The sequence below is a fragment of the Nocardioides lacusdianchii genome (assembly GCF_020102855.1).
GTDB classification, from domain to species: Bacteria; Actinomycetota; Actinomycetes; order Propionibacteriales; family Nocardioidaceae; genus Nocardioides; species Nocardioides lacusdianchii.
In genome coordinates this window covers 204,413-227,298 of sequence record NZ_JADHZD010000003.1, presented here as the reverse complement: position 1 = coordinate 227,298, position 22,886 = coordinate 204,413, and the positions used below count along the sequence as shown (strand labels likewise).

Below are 22,886 nucleotides of genomic sequence, written 5' to 3'. Positions count from 1 at the left end.
CCGCGTGACCCTCCACGCCATCACCGTCCTCGGCCACGACCGTCCCGGCATCATCGCCGAGACCACCGACAGGCTCGCCGGCCTCGGCCTCAACCTCGAGGACTCGACGATGACGCTGCTGCGCGGCCACTTCGCGATGACGCTGATCTGTGCGGGCGAGGCCGGAGACGAGGCGATCGAGTCCGCCCTCGCGCCCCTGACCGCCGACGGCAGCCTCACGGTGACCGTGCGCGAGGTGCCTGCAGAGGAGGCCGCGAGCGCCGACGGCACGTCGTGGATCCTGTCCGTCCACGGTGGCGACCGGCCCGGCATCGTCTCCGCGGTCGTCGCGGTGATCGCCGGCGTCGGTGGCAACATCACCGACCTCACCACGCGCCTCGCCGGGGACCTCTACCTCCTCGTCGCCGAGGTCGACCTGCCGGCGGGCGCGGACGCCTCCGCCGTGGAGCGCGACCTCGCGACGGTCGCTGCGGACCTCGGCGTCGGCGTGACGCTGCGCGCCGCCGAGACCGACGAGCTCTGAGCCGCACCGATGACCACCAACCCCCGGGTCCGCGACTGGACCGAGGCCGAGCTCGACGTGCCCGGTGAGCTCCGCGAGGTCGTCCGTGCACCCGCGCCCGTGCTGTCCACCGTCGGCGAGCGCGTCGACCCCACCGCCCCCGAGGTCGTGCAGCTCGCCGCCGACCTCGTCGCCACGATGCGGGTCTCGCCGGGCTGCGTCGGCCTCGCCGCACCGCAGGTCGGGGTGGGCGTGAAGGTCTTCTGCGTCGACGTCTCCGAGCACCCGAAGACACGCGAGCACCACGGCACCTTCGTGCTCTGCAACGCCGAGGTCGTCTCGGGCAGCCGCAACGAGAAGGCCCGCGAGGGCTGCATGTCCGTCCCGGACTTCACCGGCGACGTCAAGCGCCCCAGCCGCATCGTCGTACGCGGCCAGCTGCCCGGCACCGGCGAGGAGGTCGAGCTCGAGGCGGAGGCCTTCGAGGCGCGAGCGCTCCAGCACGAGATCGACCACTGCGACGGCCTGCTCTTCCTCGACCGCGCGGCCGGGGCGCACGCGGTCTACGCTCGCAAGACCTACCTCTAGGGCGTCGCCCGGAGGCCAGCCCCGGTATCCCAACCGGTAGAGGAAGCGGTCTTAAAAACCGCGCAGTCTGGGTTCGAACCCCAGCCGGGGCACAGGATGGGCCCGACTAGGGTCGCTGGAATGGCCGCCACGACGCAGGACATCGCCCCCGACCTCGCCCCGACGGGCGTGCTCCGCGCCTCGATCAACCTGGGTAACCCGGTGCTGGCGCAGGGCACGGCCGCCGACCCGTCGGGCGTCACGGTCGACCTCGCGCGCGAGATCGGGCGGCGGCTGGGCTTGCCGGTCGAGCTCTCCTGCTTCGACGCGGCTCGCCGCTCCTTCGAGGCGATGGTCGCCGGCGACGCCGACATCTGCTTCCTCGCGATCGAGCCCGCCCGCGAGGCCGAGGTGGCGTTCACTCCTCCGTACGTCGTGATCGAAGGTGTCTTCGCGGTCCCCGAGGGCTCTCCCGTGCAGGCGCCGGCCGACGTCGACCGTCCGGGCGTGCGCATCGGCGTCAAGCGCGGCTCGGCGTACGACCTCTACCTCACCCGCACCCTCCAGCACGCCGAGATCGTGCGGGGCCAGGAGGGCACGACCGTGTTCCTCGACGAGGGCCTGGACGTCGCGGCCGGCATCCGGCAGCCCCTCACCGCCTTCGTGCAGGAGCGCTCGGGCATTCGCCTGGTCGACGAGCGCTTCATGGAGATCCGGCAGGCGGTGGGCACCACCCGGTCCCGCCGTCCCGAGACGGTGGACTTCCTGCGTGCGACCGTCGAGGAGCTCAAGGCGGGCGGGTTCGTGTCGTCCTCGTTGGCGCGGTCGGGTCAGGGTGACGCCGCGGTCGCTCCGCCTGCCTGAGGCGCATCAACAGGGTCGCCTCGCCCCCGGCACCGTTGTCGGACCCCGTCCCTAGGATCGAACGCATGATCGATGACGGGAAGGAGGCAGCGGTGGAAGCAGAGCGAGTGGGAGATGCGTGGCGGGCCCCCGACCTGCACGACCTCGCCGACCTCCTTGCGTCCCTCGTCCCCTCCGGCCATCCCGCCGACCTCCTCGACCAGCTCGAGGCCCTGGAGCGGATCAAGGCCGCGGCCGCTGCCTCCCAGGTGGCGTTGACCGCCGCCTTCGCCGACGTGGCCGACGCGGAGCACGTCCCGACGAGCGGCAGGCGTACGCCCCCGCGCGCGATGTCGATCGGTTCCGAGGTCGCGCTCGCGACGCTCGCCAGCCCGTGGGCCGGGGAGCAGCGGATCCTGATCTCGCGGCGTCTGCGTGATGACCTGCCGCTGACCCTCGCAGCGCTGGCTCGCGGCGAGCTCACCGAGGACCGTGCGTTCGCTGTCGCCCGCGAGGTCGCCCACCTCGATCCTGACGAGCGCCGCGTGGTGGACTGCGACCTCGAGCCCCGGCTCCCCGGGCTCGGCGACCACCGGCTGCGCGAGGCTGTTCGCCGCTCGTGCCTGACCACCGCCGCCGACGCCGAGGCCCGCCGCCACCGTCGGGCACGCGCCGACCGCAGGGTCACGACGCGGCGCCTCGACGACGGCACCGGCCAGCTCGTCGCCACCCTTCCCCTCGAGGTCCTCGCGGGCGTCCGCGCGAGCCTCGACGACGCCGCCGCGACGGCTCGGGCCGAGGGCGACCCACGGACTGGCGGACAGGTCCGCGCCGACGTCCTCGCCGCGCGGGTCACCGGCCTCGACCCGTCCGTGGAGCCCCCGCACGTGCAGGTCAACCTCGTCGTCGGCGTCGAGTCGCTCCTCGGCACCGGCACCGAGCCCGGCCTGATCCCGGGAGAGGGATTCCTGCCCGCCGCGCTGTGCACCGATCTCGTACGCCGTGCGAGCGCCGCCGCCAAGGCCACGCTCCGACGGCTCTTCGCCGCTCCCGACGATCGGTCGCTGGTCGCGATGGAGTCCTCCAGCCGTCGCTTCGACGGGCTCCTCGCCGAGCTCCTGCGACTGCGCGACGGTGGCAGCTGCCGCACGCCCGGCTGCGACGCACCCATCCGCCACCTCGACCACGTCCAGCGCGCCGCCGACGACGGGCGCACCAGTGCCGTCAACGGGCAGGGGCTCTGCGAGCGCTGCAACTACGTCAAGGAGACCCCCGGCTGGACCTCCTGGGTGCCGGCCGCGTCGCCTGGTGCCCGGCACGAGGTCCACGGCGTCACCGAGCACCTCCGGATCATCCGGTCGACCTCGCCACCCCTCCCGGGCGGGCCTGAGGGAGCCCCCGACTACTCACCGGCCGAGCGCCAGCTCGCCAGCAACTTCACGCTAGCTTGCTGACGGGGTTCAGCGGGCGATCCGGGCCACTGCAGTGATCAGGGGGTGGTCGGTCGCGCGCCGCGTGTCGTAGTCGTCCCTGAACCTGGAGAAGACGACGTCGGTCGAGCCCATGATCCAGTCGATGCCCTTCTTGAACGACGGCACCTCGCAGGAGCCGTTGACGTGGGTACCACCGGCTGCCGCGTGCATCTCGCCGGATGCGGTGAAGGGGCAGACGAACTTGGCCCTTGCATTCATGTCACCGAGGACGAGGAGGGGTACAGGGTCGGCGGTGCGGCGGTGGCGCAACGCCTCGGCCAGCTGTTGCCGGGTGGCTTCGTCGCGGAACGCTCCGGCGGGGCCTCGTGTGTCGGCCGGGTTGTGTACTGACATGACGACGACGTGTTGCCCGGTGGCGCGTTGGCGCAGCGTGACGACCGGAGTCCTGGCCAGCCGACCACGGTAGGTGCGGGTCCGGATCGTGTGTGCGTCGACGAACGCGAAGTCATCCTTGCGCCAGACGACCGACCTGGTGCCGGCAGCGAAGATGCCGAAATCGGGTGCCAGGCGCCGGAACGTCCGGCGCGCCGGACGCTGGAGCTCCTGGAGGCCGGCGACGTCGATGCCGCTCCTGCGGAACAGCTTCACGGCTCGTTCGGTGCGCACCGTCGAGTGTGCGAACGCGGCGCGCCGAGGGTGGCGCCCGTCGGTGTGCGAGGCGAACAGGACGTTGAAGGTCGCCACCTTGAAGGGCGGACGGACAGGTCCAGCCGCCGTGGCTTCGCTCGTGGCTGACTGGGGCAGCGCCGCACCCGGTGCAGCGGTAGGGACCATCACCACGGCAACAGCCGAGGTGGCCAGGAACAGCAGCGCAGCCGTACGCGCCGCGGTCGCGACGGCGCCGGTTCTCCCATGGATGCTCATGGCCTCAGGCTGGGAGCTGCCGGTGAGTCGGCGGTGAGCATGACGTGAACGCCTTCTCACGCTTCGCGTTCTGGTCGGGGCAGCGTCCACGGCGTCACCGAGCTTCGCCGGATCACGCGGTCGACCTCGCATCCTCTTCCAGGAGCTGCCGACCCCTCAACGAGGGGAGGTGGCACCCTCGGGAATGCGCGGAGTCAGCCGACGTCCACGTTGACGCGCATGCTGACTCCACCGTCGCCCAGTCCGACGTAGCCACCCAACGCTCCTACGAGCACGCCGATCGCGACCAGCTGGCCGATGGGGGCCCCCTCGCGGGCGGCGGGCCGCGTCCGCTGCCAGGCGTACCAGTCACTGCGTCGGAACGTCGCGAGCCCGAGGAGGGACGCCACACTGGCTGCGAGCATGAGCACGGCATGGACCAGCCCGCCCGGGTCGTGCGCCCAGATCACCTCGGCGAGACCACCGACGAAGCCCAGCGTCAGCACGACCCACGCAAGGACGATCCGGATACGGCGGGCCCGGACCACGCCGGCGGACACGTAGCCGACGAGGAGCGCGCCTAGGACCATCGACACGACCTGCGACACGTCGTCGTCGACGCGGCCTCCGTTCCGGAGCACCAGCAGCGCCTGACCGGCCAGCGAAGCCCACGCGACCACCCAGATCGACCGGGGGAGCGGGGGTGCGCTCTCAGGCATCCCGCGCAGCCCGGCTCGCCGTACGCGTCACGAGGAGGGCGCCGAGCAGCACCGCGGAGTAGCCGAGGGCGAAGAGCCCGACGGTGACCGGGTGCGGCTGCTCGCCCTGGGGCAGCAGCGCGGAGACCGCGAGCGCGACGGCGAGTCCGACGACCACGCGGGCCAACGTGCGCGCCGGCCCGGCCGCGGCGCGATGGCCGGCAGCCCAGGCGCGGTCCGAGGCGCGCGTGGTGGACGTACGGATCCCGACGAGGCCGTTGCGGGGCAGGTCGCCCCGCTCGCCGACCCGCGCGACGAACCACATCGCCGCGGCGACCGTGACCAGTCCCCACGCACCGACCAGTGCCAGCACCATCGCCCCGTCCCCCTCAGTCCGTCGGCGTACCGCGTCCAGTCTCGCAGCAGGAGCCCCCGACCTGAGAAGTTCCTGTGGCGGGAACAGCGGGCCCGCGGTGCACGTTTGAACTGGTGTCACCCCGGCTAGAGTGGTGTGACGCGACAGGTGCCGTCACCATGACGGCGTCGGAGCCCCGGACACACAGGGGCGGCCTCCAAGGAGAGACCATGAAGAGCAGCAATCCCATTTTCAACCGTTCCGAGGAGTTCAACCGCTCCTCGAACGCCTACGGCAACCAGACGTACGCCGGTGGGGGCGCCGCCTACCCCGGCTACGGCGAGACCTCGAACGACCCCGCCACCTGGGGCACCGGCACGCCCGGCCAGGTCGACCAGGGCCGGATGAGCATCGACTCGGTCATCCAGAAGACCGCCATCTCGGTCGGGCTTGTCTTCGCGACCGCCATCATCACGTGGTGGTGGATCGGCGACTTCACCGGCACTGACGCCGAGGCCAACGCTGCCGCGTCTCGTGCCCTGACGCTGGCGGGCCTTGGCGCAGGCGGCGCGTTCATCCTGTCACTGGTCAACTCGTTCAAGAAGATGATCAGCCCGGCCCTCGTGCTGGCGTTCGCCGCTGCGGAGGGCGTGGCCCTCGGTGCGATCAGCAAGGTCTTCGAGGCTCAGTTCGACGGTGTCGTGACCAGCGCGGTCATTGGCACGTTCGGTGCCTTCGCCGGCACGCTCGCTGCCTACAAGTTCCTCAACATCAAGGTCGGAGACAAGTTCCGACGTGGCGTCGTGGCCGGCATGTTCGGCATGGTGGGTCTCGGCCTGCTGTCGCTGGTGCTCAGCTTCTTCGGCATCAACACGGGCCTCTACGGCATGGGCGGCCTCGGCTTCGTCTTCGCTCTCGCCGGCCTCGTGCTCGGTGTCTTCATGCTGATCCTCGACTTCGACTTCGTCGAGAACGGCGTTGCCGCCGGTCTCCCGGAGCGCGAGTCGTGGCGTGCGGCCTTCGGCCTCACGGTCAGCCTGGTGTGGATCTACACCAACCTGCTCCGCATCCTCGCGATCATCCGCGGTGGCGACTGATCACTGATCGGCCCCGCTGATCTACCTGCCTGATCCGCCGGCCCGCCCGAGTCCTCTCGGGCGGGCCGGCGGCATTTCAGCAGGGGGCGGACCTCAGGCGTCCTGCTGGACGGCTTCGTCCTCGTGCTCGCCCGGGGACTCCGCGTCCGTGGAGGGGCGACGACGGCGGTGGCGCAGCTCGACCCAGCGTCCGCGCAGGCCGCGCTGGTTGCCGCCGACCTCGGTGCCGTCGACCTCGGTGCCGGGCGTACGCGCGGCGCGCACGGCTGCAGCCGCCACGGGCAGGATGCCCTCGCGACGCAGCGGCTCGGGCTGGGCCTCGTCCTCGGGCAGCAGGTCGAGGGCCGCGAGGCAGGAGGGGACCAGCACGGAGGCGAGCTGCTCGTAGCCGTCGGCCGAGGGGTGGAAGCGGTCCGGTCCGAAGAGCACGGCAGGGGCGGCCTCGAACTCCGGGCCGAGGACGTCGCCGAGGGAGACCGTGCGACCGCCGTTCTCGACGACGGTGATCGTCTGCGCAGCCGCCAACCGACGCGACCACTCCCGCGCCACCTGCTTGAGCGGCGGCGGGATCGGGCGGATGGTGCCGAGGTCGGGGCAGGTGCCGACCACGACGTGGATGCCCTCCTCGCGCAGGCGGCGTACGCCCTCGGCGAGGTGGCGCACCGATGCCGACGGCAGCACGGTGTGGGTGACGTCGTTGGCCCCGATGAGCACGACGGCGAGGTCGGGGTGGGTCGCGATCGCGGTGTCGACCTGGTCGGCCAGCGCGCTCGACATGGCACCGACGACGGCGAAGGAGCGCAGGTGCACCCGTCGGTGGGCCTGGGCGGCGATGCCGCTGGCGAGGTGGGCGCCCGGGGTCTCCTCGACCCGCTCGACGCCGTAGCCCGCAGCGCTGGAGTCGCCCAGCAGGGCGATCCGGATGGCCGGGCCGGGGCGTCCGCGGCCGTACCAGCCGGTCGCGTCGGGCGGCGGGCCGTCGCCGATCACGCCGATGACCTTGCGCGCGAACCTCGCCTCGGCGACCAGGACGCCGTAGAGCCCGGCCCCGAGCACGGACAGTCCGCCCCCGCCCAGGGCGGCGGCCGACGCCAGCTTGCGTGCTGCTCCAGTTGCCCCCACGACCACGATGCTACGCAAGCGTCGTTGCGCGCTCCGGAGCGGTGGATGGGTAGCCTGACCGGGTGCAGTACGCGAACTCCGTCCTCGACCTCATCGGCAACACCCCGCTGGTCCGGCTCAGCCGCACCCTCGACCTCGCAGAGGGGGGTGACACGACCGCCGAGGCAGGCCCGCTGGTGCTCGCCAAGGTCGAGTACCTGAACCCCGGCGGGTCGGTGAAGGACCGCATCGCCACGCGGATGATCGAGGCGGCCGAGGCCTCGGGCGCGCTCCAGCCCGGCGGCACGATCGTCGAGCCCACCTCCGGCAACACCGGTGTCGGCCTGGCGATGGTGGCGCAGCAGAAGGGCTACAAGTGCGTCTTCGTCTGCCCCGACAAGGTCAGCGTCGACAAGCGCAACGTGCTCAAGGCCTACGGCGCCGAGGTCGTGGTCTGCCCGACCGCCGTCGCGCCGGAGCACCCGGACTCCTACTACAACGTCAGCGACCGGCTCGCCTCCGCGCCCGGCGCCTGGAAGCCGGACCAGTACTCCAACCCCCACAACCCGCGCTCGCACTACGAGACCACCGGTCCGGAGATCTGGGCGCAGACCGAGGGACGCATCACGCACTTCGTGTGCGGCATGGGCACCGGCGGCACGATCAGCGGTGTCGGTCGCTACCTCAAGGAGCAGGCCGCTCTCGTCGGGAGGGACGTCCAGGTGATCGGCGCCGACCCGGCCGGCTCGGTCTACTCCGGCGGCACCGGTCGCCCCTACCTCGTCGAGGGCGTCGGCGAGGACTTCTGGCCCGACACCTACGACCGCGGGGTCGCCGACCGCGTCATCGAGGTCTCCGACGCCGACTCCTTCGCCTTCACCCGCCGCCTGGCCCGTGAGGAGGCGCTGCTCGTGGGCGGCTCGTGCGGCATGGCTGCCTGGGCGGCCCGCCAGGTGGCGCAGGAGCTCGCCGGCACGCCGGAGGGCGAGTCCGCGGTCATCGTGGTGCTCCTGCCCGACTCGGGCCGCGGCTACCTCACCAAGATCTTCAACGACGAGTGGCTCGCCCAGTACGGCTTCGCGACCGGCTCCGGCGACGACTCGCGCACGGTCGGCGAGGTGCTGCGCGGCAAGTCCGGCCAGCTGCCCGACCTGGTGCACACGCACCCCGGCGAGACCATCGCCGAGGCTGTCCACATCCTGCAGGAGTACGGCGTCTCCCAGATGCCCGTGGTGCGGGCCGAGCCGCCGATCGTGGCCGCCGAGGTCGCCGGGTCGGTGTCCGAGCGGACGCTGCTCGACGCACTGTTCACCGGCACCGCCAAGATGACCGACCAGGTGGAGGACCACATGTCCGCGCCCCTGCCGACCGTCGGCTCGAGCGAGTCGGCCGCCGACGCCGTCTCCCTGCTGGAGAAGGCCGACGCGGTCCTGGTCCACGAGGACGGCAAGCCCATCGGGGTGCTCACCCGCCAGGACCTCCTCACCTTCGTGGCGGCGTCGTGAAGCGCCTGACGCGGGTGCTGCTCGCCCTGACGTGCCTCGGCGCCCTCGCGGCCTGCGGCGACGACGTGAACACCAGCACCGACCCGGTCGAGGTCGAGGTCGGCGAGGCCTTCGAGTGGAACGGCTTCACCGTCGACGACGGCTGGGAGATCAACGGGATCGACCGCGCGGTCAACATGGAGGAGGTGACCACCCCCGAGGTCAAGGGCACGATCACCAACACCCTCGAGGAGGAGCGCACCGCCATCTTCGAGATGGTGTTCTCCACCGATGGCGAGCCCGTCGCGACGCTCAGCTGCTCGGCCGCGAGCATGGTCACCGACCAGTCCCAGCAGTTCCTCTGCCCGGGCCTGAGCGCCGTCATGCCCGAGGACTACGACGCGGTGGTCGTCCAGGAGCTCGTGCGCTGACGTGGGGGACCTCTCGGGCGAGGTCATCGGCTTCCTGGTCCTCGCGGCCCTGGTGGCTGGCTTCGTCGACGCCGTCGTCGGCGGTGGCGGGCTGGTCCAGCTGCCCGCCCTGCTCGTCGGCCTGCCCGGGGCCTCGGTCGTCCAGATCGCGGCCACCAACAAGCTCGCGTCCTTCTGCGGCACGTCGATCAGCGCGGCGACGTACGTCCGGCGCATCCGCCCCGACCCACGGACGTTCCTGCCGCTGATGGGTGCGGCGTTCGTCGGCTCGGCGGGTGGCGCCCTGGTGGCATCGCTGCTGCCGCGCAGTGCCTTCGACCCGATCATCCTGGTCGTGCTGGTGCTCGTCGGCGGCTACGTCTGGTTCCGCCCCAGCGTCGGTGAGCTCACCAGCCTGCGGTTCGCCGGCGGCCAGCACCTGACCGCGGTCCTGCTCACCGGCCTGACGATCGGCTTCTACGACGGCGCCATCGGGCCCGGCACCGGCTCGTTCCTCGTCTTCGCCCTCGTCGGGCTGCTCGGCTACAACTTCCTCGAGGCCTCGGCCAAGGCCAAGCTCGCCAACTGGGCGACCAACCTGGCCGCGCTCATCGTCTTCGTGCCGCAGGGCGCGGTCATCTGGCAGCTGGCCCTGCCGATGGCCGCGGCCAACATCGCCGGCGGCTACCTCGGGGCCCGGCTGGCGATGGCGCGCGGCGCGAAGTTCGTCCGCGCGTTCTTCCTCGTCGTCGTCACCGGCTTCGTGGTCCGACTCGGCGGGCAGCTGCTCGGCTGGTGGTGAGCAGGCGCCGCTCACCCAGGCGGTAGCCTCCCCCCGTGGGAGCCGTGGAGTCAGTCGACGCGTTCCAGCGCCGCCACCCCGTCCTGGGCTTTCCCCTCGCGGTGATCTACAAGTACTTCGACGACCAGGGCCCCTACCTCGCGGCGGCGCTCACCTACTACGCCTTCATCGCGATCTTCCCGCTGATGCTGCTCGGCACGTCGATCCTCGGCATCATCCTGCGCGGAGAGCCCAACTGGCAGGAGTCGATCCTCGACTCCGCGCTCGCCCAGTTCCCGATCATCGGTGACGAGCTCGGCCGACCCGAGGGCCTCCAGGGATCGTTCGCCGGTGTCGCGGTCGGTGGCCTCGCCGCCCTCTACGGCGCGCTGGGGCTCGGCCAGGCGCTGCAGAACACCCAGCACGTGGCGTGGTCCGTCCCGCGCAACAGTCGCCCCAACCCCTTCTACGCCCGGGTGAAGACGCTGTTGCTGCTCCTGACCGCAGGCCTGTCACTGCTCGCCGTCACGATCGTCTCCACCATCGCCAGCACCACCGACGTGTTCACCGAGGTCATCGGCGACGGCATCAAGGGGGTGCTCCCGGTGATCACGGTCCTGGTCGTCGGCACCGGGCTGACCTACCTGTTCCGCTTCGCCGCGACCGGCCAGCACTCGTTCTGGCGTGCCGCGCCCGGCGGCTTCACCCTCGCCGTGCTGTGGCAGCTGCTCCAGCTCGGCGGCGCCGCCTACGTCGACCGGGTGCTGGTCAACACCTCGTCGATGACCAGCACCTTCGGGCTGGTCCTGGGCCTCATCGGCTTCCTCTGGATCGGCGCGGTCATGGCGGTGCTCTCGACCGAGGTCAACGTGGTCCTCGCGCGGCGGCTGTGGCCACGAGCCCTGCTCACGCCCTTCACCGACAACGTGCAGCTCACCGACGCCGACCGTGAGGCGTACGCCCTCTATGCCCGCATGCAGCGGCACAAGGGCTTCGAGAAGGTGGTGGTGCGCTGGGAGCCGGGGCCGGCCGAGCGGGAGCCCGACGAGGCGTCCGACAAGCCGGCGTGACGAGCTATCTCACCGTCGCCCGCGACGCCACCGGCGAGGTGGAGGACCGCGGCTCGCGCTTCCTGTGCACGCTGCGCCGCGTCGCCGACGAGGACGAGGCTCGTGCGCTCGTGGCGTCGCTGCGGCGCGAGCACTGGGACGCCCGGCACCACTGCTCGGCCTTCGTGCTCGGCCCGGACGGTGCCCTCCAACGCTCCTCCGACGACGGCGAGCCGGCCGGGACGGCCGGCGCGCCGATGCTGGACGTGCTCCGCGGCGCCGGGGTCACCGACGTCGCGGCGGTGGTCACCCGGTGGTTCGGAGGGACGCTGCTCGGCGCCGGCGGCCTGGTGCGGGCCTACGGGGACGCCGTACGCGCCGCGCTGGCCGAGGCGGGCACGCTGCGACGCGCACTGCTCACCGAGCTCGCGCTGGACCTCGACCACGCCGATGCCGGACGCGTGGAGGGCGAGCTGCGGTCGCGGGGCGTGACGGTGCTCGCGACGACGTACGACGCCCGGGTCCGGCTGCTGCTCGCCGCACCCGCCGACGAGGTGGACCGCGTGGCGGAGCTGGTCGCCGCCGCCACCGGCGGCGCATCGGCGCCCGAGGCCGTGGGCGAGCGCTGGGTCGACCTGTCTACGTGACGTCGCCGTCGACGTAGACCCACCGTCCGGCGCGCTGCTCGAACCGGCTCACCTCGTGCATCGAGCCGCCGTCCCAGGACGCCACGAACTCGACCGTGTCGCCCTCCGCGGCGAGGACCCGGAGACCGGTCCAGCGGATCGCCGGGTCGGGCGCGACGTCGTCGGGACGGGTGCGCGGGTGCCAGGTCCGGAAGAGGTGGTCGGCGTCGCCGCGGACGTTGGCGGTGTAGCGCGAGCGCATCAGCTGCTCCGGGCAGGTCGCCTGCACGGTGTTGGCCAGCAGCGGTCCGCAGCAGGCGTCGTACGCCTCGCCGGTGCCGCACGGGCAGGGGGTGGTCGGCACGGAGGTGAGCCTATCGACGTCGTTTGTGTTGCGATGTAATCATGTAAGCATGAAGACAGACGAGAGCCGCCGCGGTCGCCGCGGCGGGTGGCAGGTCGCCGACCTGCCCGACGCGAGCAGTGCGTCCGAGTGGTTCCACGGGCGCCTGCCCGAGGCATGGTTCAGCGCGGTCGACGTCACCGTCGACCGCGAGGAGATCCTGGTGGTGGGCACGCTCGCCGCCGACGACGTGAGCGGCGCCGAGGCGGAGGGCCGGATCAGCCGGTTCCGCTCCGAGACCCGCGCCGAGCGGATCGAGGTCGCGCTGGAGGCGCAGGAGCGCTACCAGCGCAAGGTCTCGTGGGGGGTGCGGCTCGGCGACACCGAGGTGCTCTTCACCCACGTGGCAGCGCCGGTGATGACGCGGCTGCGCCAGCCCGAGCGTCGGGTGCTCGACACCCTGGTCGACGCCGGGGTCGCGCGGTCGCGGTCCGACGCGCTCGCGTGGTCGGTCCGTCTGGTGGGGGAGCACGCCGACGAGTGGCTGGGACAGCTCCGGGACGCGATGGCCGAGGTCGACAAGCTCCGCGGCGAGGGGCCGGTGCTCTGACGCACTAGGTTCGGGCCATGACGATCGAGCGGCCCGCACCGCCCTACAGTGCCGACGAGGTGGGGATGCTGCGCGGCTTCCTCGACCACTACCGCGCGACGATCCGGCTCCAGGCCGCCGGCCTGAGCGACGCCCAGCTCGACCAGTCGCTCGCGCCGAGCGACCTCACGCTCGGCGGCATGCTCAAGCACCTCGCCTTCGTCGAGGACTACTGGTTCTCCTACAACCTCGCCGGCCGCGAGCCGGCCCCTCCGTGGGACACCGCGCCGTGGGACGACGACCCCGACTGGGACTGGCACAGCGCGTCGGGTGAGGCCCACGCCGAGCTCGACGCGCTGCTCGCCGCCGCGATCGTGCGCTCGGACGCGTGCCTCGACGCCGCGCTGGCCGCCGACCCGGACCTGGACCGGCCGGTCGCACGTCCGCGCGACCCGGCGAAGGGCGACACCGCGACCGTGCGGTGGGTCCTGGTGCACATGCTCGAGGAGTACGCCCGTCACGCCGGTCACGCCGACCTGGTCCGGCAGTCGATCGACGGCGCGACGGACGTCTGAGCCGTCAGGTCTGCTGCCCCGATCTCTCCCACCACGGACGGCTTGTCTGGTGGAATGTGCCGCATGGCCGAAACGATCCGCGTCTACCTCCTCGACGACCACGACGTCGTACGCCAGGGGCTGAGGTTCCTGCTCGAGCAGCAGGACGACATCGAGGTGGTCGGTGAGTCCGCCAGCGCCCTCGAGGCCACCGCGCGGATCCCCGCGCTCCGGCCCCACGTGGCGGTCCTCGACGCCCGCCTGCCCGACGGCTCGGGCATCGAGGTGTGCCGCGCGGTGCGGGCCGTCGACCCCACGATCAACGCCCTCATCCTCACCTCGTACGACGACGACGAGGCGCTCTTCGCCGCGATCATGGCCGGCGCCTCCGGCTACGTCCTCAAGGAGATCCGCAGCTCCGACCTGGTCACCGCGGTGCGCCACGTGGCGTCGGGGAAGTCGCTCATCGACCCGGCGATGACCGCGACCGTCCTCGAGCGGATCCGCAGTGGGCCGAGCACGCCCGACGAGCTGTCCTCGCTGACCGACCAGGAGCGGATCCTGCTCGGCCACATCGCCGAGGGCCTGACCAACCGGCAGATCGCCGAGAAGATGTTCCTCGCCGAGAAGACGGTCAAGAACTACGTCTCCAGCATCCTGGCCAAGCTCGGCCTCGAGCGGCGCACCCAGGCCGCCGTGCTGGCCTCCAAGCTGCTGGGGGACCAAGGTCCCTCCGGACGGTGACCGGAGACCCTGCTGCGCGCCTGCTCCTCACGCGACTCTGGTGGTGACCCAGAAAACACACCACAGAAGGAGGGGATGACGATGAGCGTCATCCACCGTCGCAGCGACGAGACCGATGCAGTTCAGGTTCCGGCCCACCACGACCAGAGCACCTGGTTCGACCGGGCCCTGGCCACCCTGCGGATCGCCTTCGGGATCACCTTCCTGTGGGCCTTCCTCGACAAGACCTTCGCGCTGGGCTTCCACACCGGCTACGACCAGGAGGGCAACCTCGACCGGTTCGGCGACGCAGCCTGGATCAACGGGGCGAGCCCCACCGAGGGATTCCTCAGCTTCGCCATCCCGGAGAACAACCCGTTCAAGGGCTTCTTCAACGGCCTCGCCGGCAGCGCCGTGGTCGACTGGCTGTTCATGCTCGGCCTGCTCGGCATCGGCGTCACCCTCCTCCTCGGTGTGGCCATGCGGATCGGCACCGCGGCAGGCGCGCTCATGTACGCCTTCATGTACGCCGCCGCGCTCCCGCTGGAGAACAACCCGGTCGTCGACGATCACCTCGTCGGCATCATCGTGATGGCGGTGCTCGCGCTCGGCGCGGCCGGCACCACGTGGGGGCTGGGTCACTGGTGGAACCGCACCGAGGTGGTCGAGAACCACCCCGTCCTGCGCTGACACCAGGCCCCCAGGGGCCCGGCGCCTCCCCGGCGCCGGGCCCTTCGGCATGTCCGGAGGTCCGGCTCAGCCCAGCGGGACGCGCCAGACCAGCACGGTCCCGCGATCGCCCAGCCGGGAGATCTCCAGCGTGCCGTCGAGGTCGGCGGCTCGGCGGCGTGCGTTGCGCAGCCCGCTCTCGGTGAGGTCGTCGGGCAGCCCGACGCCGTCGTCGGCGACCCGCAGCTCGAGCTGGTCGGAGGTCACCGAGACGTCCACCTGCGCGCTGTCGGCCAGTGCGTGCCGGGCCACGTTGGAGACCGCCTCGCGCAGCACCGCGAGCAGCTGCGTCCCGACCGCGGGCGGCACGACGGTGTCGACCGGTCCGGAGGTGCGCACGGCCGGCGCGAACCCCAGCACCGGGACGTACTCCTTGACCAGGCGGCGCACCGACGCGCGCAGCGAGTCGCCGCGGCGGTCCTGCAGCTCGAAGATCGTGCCGCGGATCGCCTTGATCGTGTCGTCCAGCTCGGCCACGGAGCTGTCCAGCCGCTCGGTGACGGCGCCGTCACCGGCCATCGCAGCGACGCCCTGGAGCTGGAGGCCGGTCGCGAAGAGCCGCTGGATGACGACGTCGTGCAGGTCGCGGGCGATCCGCTCGCGGTCGGAGATCAGGGCCAGCTCCTGCCGGTCGGCCAGCGCCTGGGTGCGGTCGAGGGACAGCGCGACCTGGTCGGCGAAGCCGGCGAAGAGGTCGCGGTCCTGCACGTCGAGCAGGCCGGCACCGTGTTTGGTCACCGCGACCAGCGCGGTCACCGGCGCGAGGTGGGAGCGCAGCGGCACGACCACCACGGGAACGCCGTCGACGGTGCTGGTGTGCACCGGCCCGCCCGCCTCCGGGGTGGCGTCCAGCCGGACGCGGGCGAGCAGCTCGTCCACCCGGTCGGGATTGGCGTCCGGGGCCACGCTCACGGTGTCGTGCTCCGGGCCACGCGAGGACCACAGGGCGACCGCGCGAGCGTGCGAGACCTGGCGTGCCGTGGACACGATCTGGTCGAGGGCGGTGGGCAGGTCCACCGGCGGCTGGAGCAGCTCGGACAGCTCGGCGGACGCCTCGAGCCACTGGCGGCGACGCTCGCTCAGCGCGAACGAGCGGGCGTTGCTGATGACGTAGCCGGCGGTGCGGGCCAGCTCCTCCACGAGGCGCTCGTCGGCCGCGGTGAACGGGCCGTCGCCGGCCTTCTCGGTGAGGTAGAGGTTGCCGAAGACGGTGCCGCGGATGCGCACCGGCATGCCGAGGAAGGACGTCATCGGCGGATGGTTCGGCGGGAAGCCGACCGAGGAGGGGTGCGCCGACAGGTCGGCCAGGCGCAGCCCGGACGGGTCGTCGATGATGACGCCCAGGATGCCGCGCCCGCGCGGCAGGTCGCCGATCAGCGCGCGGGTCCGCTCGTCGAGGCCGGTGGTGACGAACTCGACCAGCTCGCCGGTGCTGCCGAGCACGCCGAGAGCTCCGTAGCGCGCCCCGGTCAGCGCCGTGGCGGCCTCGACGATGCGGGTCAGCACGCTCGCGAGGTCGAGGTCGCTGGAGATCGCCGTGACTGCCTCCAGCAGCAGGCGTCCGTCGGCTCCGAGGTCGGGGGTCTGGGAAGGCGTCACGGACCCCAGTCTGTCCTCCGCGGGCGCGTGGTGTCAGCGCTCAGGCGAAACGGCGTACGGGCAGGTGCTCCCAGGGGTCCCAGCCGCCGCCGAGCTGGCGCCCGGTGACCTCGGTCCACGGGATGCGTACGACGAGGTGGCGCTGGCCCGACGCCCACGGCCGGGGCTGCCAGGTGCGGGCGATCTCGGCGAGCTCGTCCTGGTCGTCGACGAACGACGCCCGCCCGCGCACCACGACGCTCCAGCCGCGCTTGAGCTCGTAGTCGAACTGGTCGACCTCGAAGCACAGCAGCGCGTCGCGGCCGTAGGTCCCCAGCAGGCTGTAGGCGCTGGTGCGCAGCAGGATCGACTCGCCGTCGACGGCGTAGTTCACCGGGACGATGTGCGGACCGGTCGGCGTGACCATGGCCACCCGGCCGGCGACGCCGGCGGTGAGCAGACGCGCACAGTCCTCCCGGGAGAGGTCAAGGGTCGTGGTGGTCATCGTGCCTCCTTCAGCTGGACCTCCAGCCTTGCCCGGACCCGGGACACCGGGCAGGGTCGAAGGTCCCGAGGGGGAGGGGCCGGAGTCAGTCACTGGGCCGCCGGCCGCTCGGTCCCGCCTGCTTCGAGCGCGCTCGACGTTGACCCGCCGGTCTAGCGTGGAGGACGTGACCGACCTGCAGCAGACCCCGAGCCACCAGACGCAGCCTCCCGCAGCCAGCACCCTCGGCGAGCTCCGCGCGAGCGGCCACGAGCTCAAGCCGCTGCGCCAGGAGATCCGTGACAACCTCCTCGCGCGCCTGCGCGCCGGCGAGGACCCGTGGCCGGGGCTGCACGGCTTCGCCGACTCGGTGATCCCGCAGGTCGAGCGCGCGCTGCTCGCCGGGCACGACATCGTGCTGCTCGGCGAGCGCGGCCAGGGCAAGACCCGGCTGCTGCGCTCGCTGGTCGGCCTGCTCGACGAGTGGAGCCCGGTGATCTCCGGCTCCGAGCTCGGCGAGCACCCCTACGACCCGATCTCGGTGACCTCGCAGCAGGCCGTGGCGACCTACGGCGACGACCTGCGCGTCTCGTGGCGCCACCGCGACGAGAGGTACGCCGAGAAGCTCGCGACGCCGGACACCTCGGTCGCCGACCTGATCGGCGACGTGGACCCGATGAAGGTCGCGGAGGGGCGCCACCTCGGCGACCCGGAGACCATCCACTTCGGCCTCATCCCGCGCAGCCACCGCGGGATCGTCGCGATCAACGAGCTGCCCGACCTCGCCGAGCGGATCCAGGTCGCGATGCTCAACGTGATGGAGGAGCGCGACATCCAGATCCGCGGCTACGTCCTGCGGCTGCCGCTCGACGTGCTCGTGGTGGCCAGCGCCAACCCGGAGGACTACACCAACCGCGGGCGCATCATCACCCCGCTCAAGGACCGGTTCGGTGCGGAGATCCGCACGCACTACCCCCGCGAGATCACCGAAGAGATCGCCGTCGTGCGGCAGGAGGCCGACCTCGTCGCCGAGGTGCCGGCCTACCTGCTCGAGGTGCTGGCCCGCTTCACCCGCAAGCTGCGCGAGTCGCAGGCCGTCGACCAGCGCTCGGGCGTGAGCGCGCGGTTCGCCATCGCCGGTGCGGAGACCATCGCGGCGGCGGCGCTGCACCGCGCCACCACCCAGGGCGAGGACGAGGCGGTGGCCCGCGTGGTCGACCTCGAGACCGCGGTCGACGTGCTCGGCGGCAAGATCGAGTTCGAGACCGGCGAGGAGGGTCGCGAGACCGAGATCCTCACTCACCTGCTGCGCACCGCCGTCGCGGAGACCGTCCGCGCGCACCTCGCCGGCATCGACCTGCGCCTGCTCGTCGACGCCATCGAGGCCGGCGCCATGGTCAGCACGGGTGCCAGGGTCGGCGCCCGCGACTTCCTTGCCGGCCTGCCGGTGCTGGGGGAGTCGGAGCTCTACGACGAGGTGTGCGACCGACTGGGCGCCACCAACGACGGCGAGCGCGCCGCCGCCCTGGAGCTCGCCCTCGAGGGGCTCTACCTGGCCCGCAGGATCGGCAAGGACACCGAGGCCGGGGAGACCGTCTATGGGTGACTCGGCCGTTGCAGGGTCGGCCGTCCGGCTGCGTCCCGGCACGGCCGCGGACATCCCGGCCTTCCGCGCGCTCGGCGAGGCGGTGGTGCCGGTGACCTACGGGCCCATCGACGCTGCGTACGCCCAGCGGATGCTCGACGAGTGGTGGATCCCCGAGGTCTTCGAGAAGTCCCTGGAGCGCAACACCCACCTCGTCGCCGAGCGCGACGGGCAGGTCGTCGCGCTCGCCAACCTGGGCCGCCTGGCGAGGTCCTACCGGGAGTTCCCGCACGTCACCGGCGACCGCGAGGTGATGTGGAAGCTCTACGTCCACCCCGACCACCAGGGCCTCGGCATCGGCAGCCGGCTGCTCGCCGAGGTCGAGGCGCTCGTCGAGGGCGACGAGCTGTGGCTCGAGGTCGTCGACGGCAACGACCAGGCGTACGACTTCTACCTTGCGCGCGGGTTCGTCGAGGTCGAGCGGGTCAGCGACGGCCGCTGGCCCGACGACGTCTGGCTCCGCAAGAGCCTGGGGCGGACCGAGCGATGAGTCGCTTCACGAAGTACGACGGCGGCGACCCGCTCGCCCCGCCCGTCGACCTCGCCGAGGCACTGGACGCGATCGGCCAGGACGTGATGGCCGGCTACTCGCCCGAGCACGCGATGCGCGAGTTCCTGCGCCGCGGCAGCAGCGACCAGGCGGGCCTCGACGAGCTCGCCCGCCGGGTCGCGGAGAAGCGCCGCGAGATCCTCCAGCGCAACAACCTCGACGGCACGATGCGCGAGGTGCGCGAGCTCCTCGACAAGGCGGTGCTCGCCGAGCGCGGGCAGCTCGCCCGCGACACCACGATGGACGACTCCGACCGCATGCTGCGCGAGATGACGCTGGACAACCTGTCGCCGTCGACGGCAGCCGCGGTCAGCGAGCTGACGTCGTACGACTGGCAGTCCTCGGAGGCGCGAGAGGCATACGAGGAGATCAAGGACCTGCTCGGCCGCGAGCTGCTGGACCAGCGCTTCGCCGGCATGAAGCAGGCGCTCGAGGGCGCGACCGAGGAGGACCGTGCGGCCGTCAACGAGATGCTGTCCGACCTCAACGACCTGCTCGAGAAGCACGCCGCCGGGGGCGTCACCGACGAGGAGTTCGGTGACTTCATGGACAAGCACGGGGACTTCTTCCCCGACAACCCCCGTGACATGGACGAGCTGCTCGACTCCCTCGCCGAGCGCGCGGCCGCGGCCCAGCGGATGATGAACTCGATGACGCCCGAGCAGCGCCAGGAGCTCATGGAGCTCTCGCAGCAGGCGTTCGGCTCCCCGCAGCTGATGGAGCAGCTCGCGCGGATGGACGCCAACCTCCAGGCGCTGCGGCCGGGTGAGGACTGGTCGGGCTCGGAGAGCTTCGAGGGAGAGCAGGGCATGGGGCTCGGCGACGGGAGCGGTGCGCTGCAGGACCTCGCGCAGCTCGACGCGCTCGCCGACCAGCTCGCCCAGTCGCACAGCGGCGCGCGGCTCGACGACGTCGACCTCGACGCGCTCGCCCAGCAGCTCGGCGCCGACGCGGCCGTCTCGGCGAAGGCCCTCCAGGACCTCGAGCGGGCGCTGCGCGACAGCGGCTACCTCAAGCGCGGGTCCGACGGTGAGCTGCGGCTGTCGCCGCGCGCGATGCGCCAGCTCGGCAAGGCGCTGCTGCGCGACGTGGCGGAGCGGATGAGCGGACGCTCCGGCGCTCGCGAGACGCGTACGACCGGGCTCGCCGGCGAGCCGTCGGGCGCGAGCCGGCGGTGGGAGTTCGGCGACACCGAGCCGTGGGACGTGCCGCGCACCATCACCAACGCGGTGCTGCGCCAGCACGGCTCCTCGCCGGTGCGGATCCAGGTCGACGACATCGAGGTCGTCGAGACCGAGGCGCGCACCCAGGCGGCCGTCGCGCTCCTGGTCGACACGTCCTTCTCGATGGCGATGGACGGGCGGTGGGTGCCGATGAAGCGCACCGCGCTCGCCCTGCACCAGCTCGTACGCTCGCGCTTCCGCGGCGACGACCTCCAGCTGATCGCCTTCGGCCGCCACGCCCAGGTGATGGAGATCGAGGAGCTGACCGGCCTCGACGCGCGCTGGGACAAGGGCACGAACCTCCACCACGGGCTGCTGCTCGCCAACCGCTTCTTCCGCAAGCACCCCAACGCCCAGCCCGTGCTGCTGGTCGTCACCGACGGCGAGCCCACCGCGCACCTCGAGGCCGACGGCGAGGTGTGGTTCTCCTACCCGCCGCACCCGCTGACGATCTCGCACGCGGTCCGCGAGCTCGACGCGGCCGCGCGACTGGGCGCCCAGGTGACCTTCTTCCGGCTGGGCGAGGACCCCGGGCTGGCGCGCTTCATCGACTCGATGGCGCGTCGGGTCGACGGCCGCATGGTCAGTCCCGAGCTCGACGACCTCGGCGCCGCGGTCGTCGGGTCCTACCTCGGCTCGCGCGGTCCCGCGTCGTCGTACCGCGAGCACTTCGGCGACTGGGGCGGCGGGCGCGGGTTCTGGGTCTAGCGGATCAGTGGCCCGCGGCCTCGAGCATCCGCAGCAGCTCGGCGCCCATGTGCTCGATCACGGCCTGGAGCGCCTTGGCGGGGCGCACCATGACGGTGAAGTCGACGACCTGCCCGGCGGCGTCCCACGTGATCATGTCGATGCCTGAGACGTCGAGGCCGCCGACCTCGGTGCGGAACTGCAGCACGGCCGAGTCCTCGCCCAGCCACTCGCGCTCGTAGGTCAGCGCCGGGCCGAGGACGGTGAAGGCGGCGGTGAGGTAGCCGACGACGGTCTCGCGCCCGACCTGCGGGGTGTGGACCGCCGGGCTGCGGAAGACCGCGTCCTCCGCGATCAGGCCCGGCAGGCCGGCCGGGTCGCGGCTCTCGACGACGGCGTGCCAGCGGGCGAGGGCCTGCTCGGCCGGGGTGGCTGGGTCCATGCGCGCCATCGTGCCACGCCCCTGGCGCAGGCGACCGGCTGTGCGGTCACCGTGGTGCGCCTCCCGCACCACGGTGACCGCACAACGGTCGGGATCACCGCGTGGCCGGTGGACTACGGGGATCAGGCCTCCGCGAACCCCGGCAGCGACTCCTCGAGGATCTCGCGGAAGGGCGCGGTCGCCCCGAGCTGGCTGAGCAGGCCGATGGCGCCGATCCAGGTCCGGTGGATGAGGAGGTAGGACGTGGGGAGGTTGAGCTTCATCGCGAGCGTGAACTCCTCCGACCGGGGGTCGTTGACGCGCTCGAACTGCTCGCGCATCCACTCCCTCGTGAAGGTGAAGCGCTCCTGCGCGGCGGGCTCGACGAAGGGTGCGAGGTAGTCCATCACCTGGCGCGCGTCGACCTCGATCCGCTCCTTGATGAAGCCCTCGGCGCGCAGCCCGGCCACGAGCGACTCCTCGTCGGCGTCGAGCGCGATCCGCATCAGGCGGCCCGTGGCCGGTGGCATGCCGCCGTCCTCGAGGCGGGCCACGGCGCCGAAGTCGAGCACGCCGAGCCGGCCGAGGCCACCGTCGGGCCCGGGCAGGATGCGGAAGTTGCCGGGGTGCGGGTCCGCGTGGAGCATCCCGGTGAGCCGGGGACCCTCGAAGAGGAACCGCACGAACAGCTCGCCGTAGTGGTCGCGCTCCTCCTGGGTCCCCTCGCGGATGACGTGGGCGAGGGAGTAGGCGGAGTCCATCCACTCGGTGACGAGCACCTCGCCACCGACGGCGACCACCGGCGGCACCGAGATGTCCGGGTGCCCCTCGAACGCCTCGGCGTACGCCGACTGCGCCTCCGCCTCGAGGTGGTAGTCGAGCTCGTCGGCGGCGCGGGCCTGGAGCTCGGCCACGAGCGGCTTGATGTCGAGCCCGGGGAAGACGGGGGCGACGCCGCGCGCGAGCCGGGAGATCTGGCGCAGGTCGCTCATCAACGCCTCGCCGGCGCCGGGGTACTGCACCTTGACCGCGACCTCCCGCTCCTCGCCAGTCGTGTGGTCGAGCCACCGGCCGCGGTGGACCTGGCCGATCGAGGCGGCGGCCGTGGGTGCGCCGTCCAGCCACACCAGGCGCTTGGCCCAGTCGGCGCCGAGGTGGGTGGCGAGCTGCTGGCGCACGGTGGCGGTCGGCATCGGCGGTGCGGAGTCCTGGAGCGCGGTGAGGTGCTCGCGGTAGGGGGCGGCGACGTCCTCGGGCAGCGCGGCCTCGAGGACGCTCAGCGCCTGGCCGAACTTCATCGCCCCGCCCTTGAGCTCGCCCAGCGTGCGGAAGAGCTGCTCGGCCGTGCGCTGCTGCACCTCGGTGAGCACCGACTCCGCGGACCTGCCCCCCAGCCGCTTGCCGAAGCCCATCGCCGTTCGTCCGGCGTAGCCCAGTGGGAGGGCTGCGAGCCGGGCGGTGCGCGCGGCGGCCTTGCGGGGGAGCTCGGTCATGGGCCCATTGTCGTCGGT

At 72.3% G+C, this 22,886-nt stretch carries 26 protein-coding genes and 1 tRNA gene; 18 read left to right on the top strand and 9 right to left on the bottom strand.

All coding sequences use genetic code 11. The features are described from left to right. The first annotated feature begins 4 nt into the window (after nt 1-4). From IRX98_RS23345 to IRX98_RS05705, 5 genes are all read left to right on the top strand, one after another. A complete protein-coding gene (locus IRX98_RS23345) occupies nt 5-523 on the top strand; it encodes a glycine cleavage system transcriptional repressor (protein ID WP_224274661.1) in 519 nt (172 codons plus the stop codon). 9 nt (nt 524-532) lie between these two features. After that, nucleotides 533-1,090, top strand: a complete 558-nt coding sequence (gene def / locus IRX98_RS05720) for a peptide deformylase (protein WP_224274659.1) — start codon at nt 533-535, stop codon at nt 1,088-1,090. A gap of 18 nt (nt 1,091-1,108) precedes the next feature. Further along, nucleotides 1,109-1,182: transfer RNA gene (locus tag IRX98_RS05715), tRNA-Leu, on the top strand. A 28-nt stretch (nt 1,183-1,210) separates the two neighbouring features. Then, nucleotides 1,211-1,933, top strand: a complete 723-nt coding sequence (locus IRX98_RS05710; RefSeq protein ID WP_224274656.1) for a transporter substrate-binding domain-containing protein — start codon at nt 1,211-1,213, stop codon at nt 1,931-1,933. 65 nt (nt 1,934-1,998) lie between these two features. Continuing rightward, nucleotides 1,999-3,366, top strand: a complete 1,368-nt coding sequence (locus IRX98_RS05705) for an HNH endonuclease (RefSeq protein WP_224274654.1) — start codon at nt 1,999-2,001, stop codon at nt 3,364-3,366. Between the two features lie 6 nt (nt 3,367-3,372). Here IRX98_RS05705 and IRX98_RS05700 read toward each other — a convergent pair whose 3' ends face one another. From IRX98_RS05700 to IRX98_RS05690, 3 genes are all read right to left on the bottom strand, one after another. After that, nucleotides 3,373-4,269 carry an endonuclease/exonuclease/phosphatase family protein gene (locus IRX98_RS05700; RefSeq protein ID WP_224274652.1) on the bottom strand — a complete coding sequence of 299 codons (897 nt, stop codon included), beginning with the start codon at nt 4,267-4,269 and terminating at the stop codon, nt 3,373-3,375. A gap of 194 nt (nt 4,270-4,463) precedes the next feature. Next, a complete protein-coding gene (locus IRX98_RS05695; RefSeq protein WP_224274650.1) occupies nt 4,464-4,967 on the bottom strand; it encodes a hypothetical protein in 504 nt (167 codons plus the stop codon). Further along, the gene (locus tag IRX98_RS05690; RefSeq protein ID WP_224274648.1) at nt 4,960-5,322 is read right to left on the bottom strand and encodes an SdpI family protein; all 363 of its coding nucleotides are present in this window, start codon (nt 5,320-5,322) and stop codon (nt 4,960-4,962) included. Before IRX98_RS05690 ends, IRX98_RS05695 begins: the two co-directional genes overlap by 8 nt. A gap of 209 nt (nt 5,323-5,531) precedes the next feature. Here IRX98_RS05690 and IRX98_RS05685 point away from each other — a divergent pair, with 209 nt between their 5' ends. Continuing rightward, nucleotides 5,532-6,398: a Bax inhibitor-1/YccA family protein gene (locus tag IRX98_RS05685; RefSeq protein WP_224274646.1), complete on the top strand. Its 867-nt coding sequence runs from the start codon at nt 5,532-5,534 to the stop codon at nt 6,396-6,398. A 93-nt stretch (nt 6,399-6,491) separates the two neighbouring features. Here the strand turns inward: IRX98_RS05685 and IRX98_RS05680 are convergent, their stop codons facing one another. After that, entirely contained in the window at nt 6,492-7,520 is a 1,029-nt protein-coding gene (locus IRX98_RS05680) for an SGNH/GDSL hydrolase family protein (RefSeq protein WP_224274643.1), read from the bottom strand. 62 nt (nt 7,521-7,582) lie between these two features. On the opposite strand from IRX98_RS05680, the gene IRX98_RS05675 reads away from it, so the two are divergent. The 5 genes from IRX98_RS05675 to IRX98_RS05655 are packed head-to-tail and all read left to right on the top strand — an operon-like array spanning nt 7,583 to nt 11,870. Then, nucleotides 7,583-9,004 (top strand): cystathionine beta-synthase, encoded by a 1,422-nt coding sequence (locus IRX98_RS05675; RefSeq protein ID WP_224274641.1) that lies wholly within the window; start codon nt 7,583-7,585, stop codon nt 9,002-9,004. Next, on the top strand, nt 9,001-9,414 hold the full coding sequence (locus IRX98_RS05670) for an LptM family lipoprotein (RefSeq protein ID WP_224274638.1): 414 nt from the start codon (nt 9,001-9,003) through the stop codon (nt 9,412-9,414). Before IRX98_RS05675 ends, IRX98_RS05670 begins: the two co-directional genes overlap by 4 nt. 1 nt (nt 9,415) lies before the next feature. Continuing rightward, the gene (locus IRX98_RS05665) at nt 9,416-10,195 is read left to right on the top strand and encodes a TSUP family transporter (RefSeq protein ID WP_224274636.1); all 780 of its coding nucleotides are present in this window, start codon (nt 9,416-9,418) and stop codon (nt 10,193-10,195) included. Between the two features lie 35 nt (nt 10,196-10,230). Further along, the gene (locus IRX98_RS05660) at nt 10,231-11,244 is read left to right on the top strand and encodes a YihY/virulence factor BrkB family protein (protein ID WP_224274633.1); all 1,014 of its coding nucleotides are present in this window, start codon (nt 10,231-10,233) and stop codon (nt 11,242-11,244) included. Further along, complete coding sequence (locus IRX98_RS05655) at nt 11,241-11,870, top strand: YigZ family protein (RefSeq protein WP_224274631.1); 630 nt, start codon at nt 11,241-11,243, stop codon at nt 11,868-11,870. Before IRX98_RS05660 ends, IRX98_RS05655 begins: the two co-directional genes overlap by 4 nt. On the opposite strand, the gene IRX98_RS05650 is transcribed toward IRX98_RS05655, so the two are convergent. Next, a complete protein-coding gene (locus tag IRX98_RS05650) occupies nt 11,863-12,213 on the bottom strand; it encodes a YchJ family protein (RefSeq protein ID WP_224274629.1) in 351 nt (116 codons plus the stop codon). The two genes, IRX98_RS05655 and IRX98_RS05650, sit on opposite strands and share 8 nt — an antisense overlap. A gap of 49 nt (nt 12,214-12,262) precedes the next feature. Between IRX98_RS05650 and abmR the strand changes: the two genes are divergently transcribed. The 4 genes from abmR (at nt 12,263) to IRX98_RS05630 (ending at nt 14,748) form a co-directional block, all read left to right on the top strand. Next, nucleotides 12,263-12,802, top strand: a complete 540-nt coding sequence (gene abmR / locus IRX98_RS05645) for an ATP-binding transcription factor AbmR (protein ID WP_308044400.1) — start codon at nt 12,263-12,265, stop codon at nt 12,800-12,802. A 17-nt stretch (nt 12,803-12,819) separates the two neighbouring features. Then, nucleotides 12,820-13,356: a mycothiol transferase gene (locus IRX98_RS05640; protein ID WP_224274626.1), complete on the top strand. Its 537-nt coding sequence runs from the start codon at nt 12,820-12,822 to the stop codon at nt 13,354-13,356. A gap of 54 nt (nt 13,357-13,410) precedes the next feature. Next, complete coding sequence (locus IRX98_RS05635; RefSeq protein ID WP_372456027.1) at nt 13,411-14,079, top strand: response regulator; 669 nt, start codon at nt 13,411-13,413, stop codon at nt 14,077-14,079. Between the two features lie 81 nt (nt 14,080-14,160). Next, nucleotides 14,161-14,748 carry a hypothetical protein gene (locus IRX98_RS05630; RefSeq protein WP_224274621.1) on the top strand — a complete coding sequence of 196 codons (588 nt, stop codon included), beginning with the start codon at nt 14,161-14,163 and terminating at the stop codon, nt 14,746-14,748. A gap of 66 nt (nt 14,749-14,814) precedes the next feature. On the opposite strand, the gene IRX98_RS05625 is transcribed toward IRX98_RS05630, so the two are convergent. Together IRX98_RS05625 and IRX98_RS05620 are read right to left on the bottom strand one after the other, a co-directional pair. Then, on the bottom strand, nt 14,815-16,386 hold the full coding sequence (locus IRX98_RS05625; RefSeq protein WP_224274618.1) for a GAF domain-containing sensor histidine kinase: 1,572 nt from the start codon (nt 16,384-16,386) through the stop codon (nt 14,815-14,817). A 40-nt stretch (nt 16,387-16,426) separates the two neighbouring features. After that, nucleotides 16,427-16,870 carry a pyridoxamine 5'-phosphate oxidase family protein gene (locus tag IRX98_RS05620; RefSeq protein ID WP_224274616.1) on the bottom strand — a complete coding sequence of 148 codons (444 nt, stop codon included), beginning with the start codon at nt 16,868-16,870 and terminating at the stop codon, nt 16,427-16,429. A gap of 166 nt (nt 16,871-17,036) precedes the next feature. Between IRX98_RS05620 and IRX98_RS05615 the strand changes: the two genes are divergently transcribed. The 3 genes from IRX98_RS05615 to IRX98_RS05605 are packed head-to-tail and all read left to right on the top strand — an operon-like array spanning nt 17,037 to nt 20,975. After that, complete coding sequence (locus IRX98_RS05615; RefSeq protein ID WP_224274614.1) at nt 17,037-18,455, top strand: sigma 54-interacting transcriptional regulator; 1,419 nt, start codon at nt 17,037-17,039, stop codon at nt 18,453-18,455. Further along, nucleotides 18,448-18,984 carry a GNAT family N-acetyltransferase gene (locus IRX98_RS05610; RefSeq protein ID WP_224274611.1) on the top strand — a complete coding sequence of 179 codons (537 nt, stop codon included), beginning with the start codon at nt 18,448-18,450 and terminating at the stop codon, nt 18,982-18,984. Before IRX98_RS05615 ends, IRX98_RS05610 begins: the two co-directional genes overlap by 8 nt. Further along, the gene (locus tag IRX98_RS05605; RefSeq protein ID WP_224274609.1) at nt 18,981-20,975 is read left to right on the top strand and encodes a VWA domain-containing protein; all 1,995 of its coding nucleotides are present in this window, start codon (nt 18,981-18,983) and stop codon (nt 20,973-20,975) included. Before IRX98_RS05610 ends, IRX98_RS05605 begins: the two co-directional genes overlap by 4 nt. 4 nt (nt 20,976-20,979) lie before the next feature. Here IRX98_RS05605 and IRX98_RS05600 read toward each other — a convergent pair whose 3' ends face one another. Both IRX98_RS05600 and IRX98_RS05595 read right to left on the bottom strand, forming a co-directional pair. Beyond that, nucleotides 20,980-21,396 carry a nuclear transport factor 2 family protein gene (locus IRX98_RS05600; protein WP_224274606.1) on the bottom strand — a complete coding sequence of 139 codons (417 nt, stop codon included), beginning with the start codon at nt 21,394-21,396 and terminating at the stop codon, nt 20,980-20,982. Between the two features lie 122 nt (nt 21,397-21,518). Continuing rightward, entirely contained in the window at nt 21,519-22,868 is a 1,350-nt protein-coding gene (locus tag IRX98_RS05595; RefSeq protein WP_224274603.1) for an ABC1 kinase family protein, read from the bottom strand. Nucleotides 22,869-22,886 lie beyond the last annotated feature (18 nt).

Coding starts and splice junctions, on each gene's coding strand:
- def (WP_224274659.1), top strand. CDS start 533: ATGACCACCAACCCCCGGGTCCGCGACTGGACCGAGGCCGAGCTCGAC.
- IRX98_RS05710 (WP_224274656.1), top strand. CDS start 1,211: ATGGCCGCCACGACGCAGGACATCGCCCCCGACCTCGCCCCGACGGGC.
- IRX98_RS05705 (WP_224274654.1), top strand. CDS start 1,999: ATGATCGATGACGGGAAGGAGGCAGCGGTGGAAGCAGAGCGAGTGGGA.
- IRX98_RS05700 (WP_224274652.1), bottom strand. CDS start 4,269: ATGAGCATCCATGGGAGAACCGGCGCCGTCGCGACCGCGGCGCGTACG.
- IRX98_RS05695 (WP_224274650.1), bottom strand. CDS start 4,967: ATGCCTGAGAGCGCACCCCCGCTCCCCCGGTCGATCTGGGTGGTCGCG.
- IRX98_RS05690 (WP_224274648.1), bottom strand. CDS start 5,322: ATGGTGCTGGCACTGGTCGGTGCGTGGGGACTGGTCACGGTCGCCGCG.
- IRX98_RS05685 (WP_224274646.1), top strand. CDS start 5,532: ATGAAGAGCAGCAATCCCATTTTCAACCGTTCCGAGGAGTTCAACCGC.
- abmR (WP_308044400.1), top strand. CDS start 12,263: ATGAAGACAGACGAGAGCCGCCGCGGTCGCCGCGGCGGGTGGCAGGTC.
- IRX98_RS05640 (WP_224274626.1), top strand. CDS start 12,820: ATGACGATCGAGCGGCCCGCACCGCCCTACAGTGCCGACGAGGTGGGG.
- IRX98_RS05635 (WP_372456027.1), top strand. CDS start 13,411: ATGTGCCGCATGGCCGAAACGATCCGCGTCTACCTCCTCGACGACCAC.
- IRX98_RS05630 (WP_224274621.1), top strand. CDS start 14,161: ATGAGCGTCATCCACCGTCGCAGCGACGAGACCGATGCAGTTCAGGTT.
- IRX98_RS05620 (WP_224274616.1), bottom strand. CDS start 16,870: ATGACCACCACGACCCTTGACCTCTCCCGGGAGGACTGTGCGCGTCTG.
- IRX98_RS05610 (WP_224274611.1), top strand. CDS start 18,448: ATGGGTGACTCGGCCGTTGCAGGGTCGGCCGTCCGGCTGCGTCCCGGC.
- IRX98_RS05605 (WP_224274609.1), top strand. CDS start 18,981: ATGAGTCGCTTCACGAAGTACGACGGCGGCGACCCGCTCGCCCCGCCC.
- IRX98_RS05600 (WP_224274606.1), bottom strand. CDS start 21,396: ATGGACCCAGCCACCCCGGCCGAGCAGGCCCTCGCCCGCTGGCACGCC.
- IRX98_RS05595 (WP_224274603.1), bottom strand. CDS start 22,868: ATGACCGAGCTCCCCCGCAAGGCCGCCGCGCGCACCGCCCGGCTCGCA.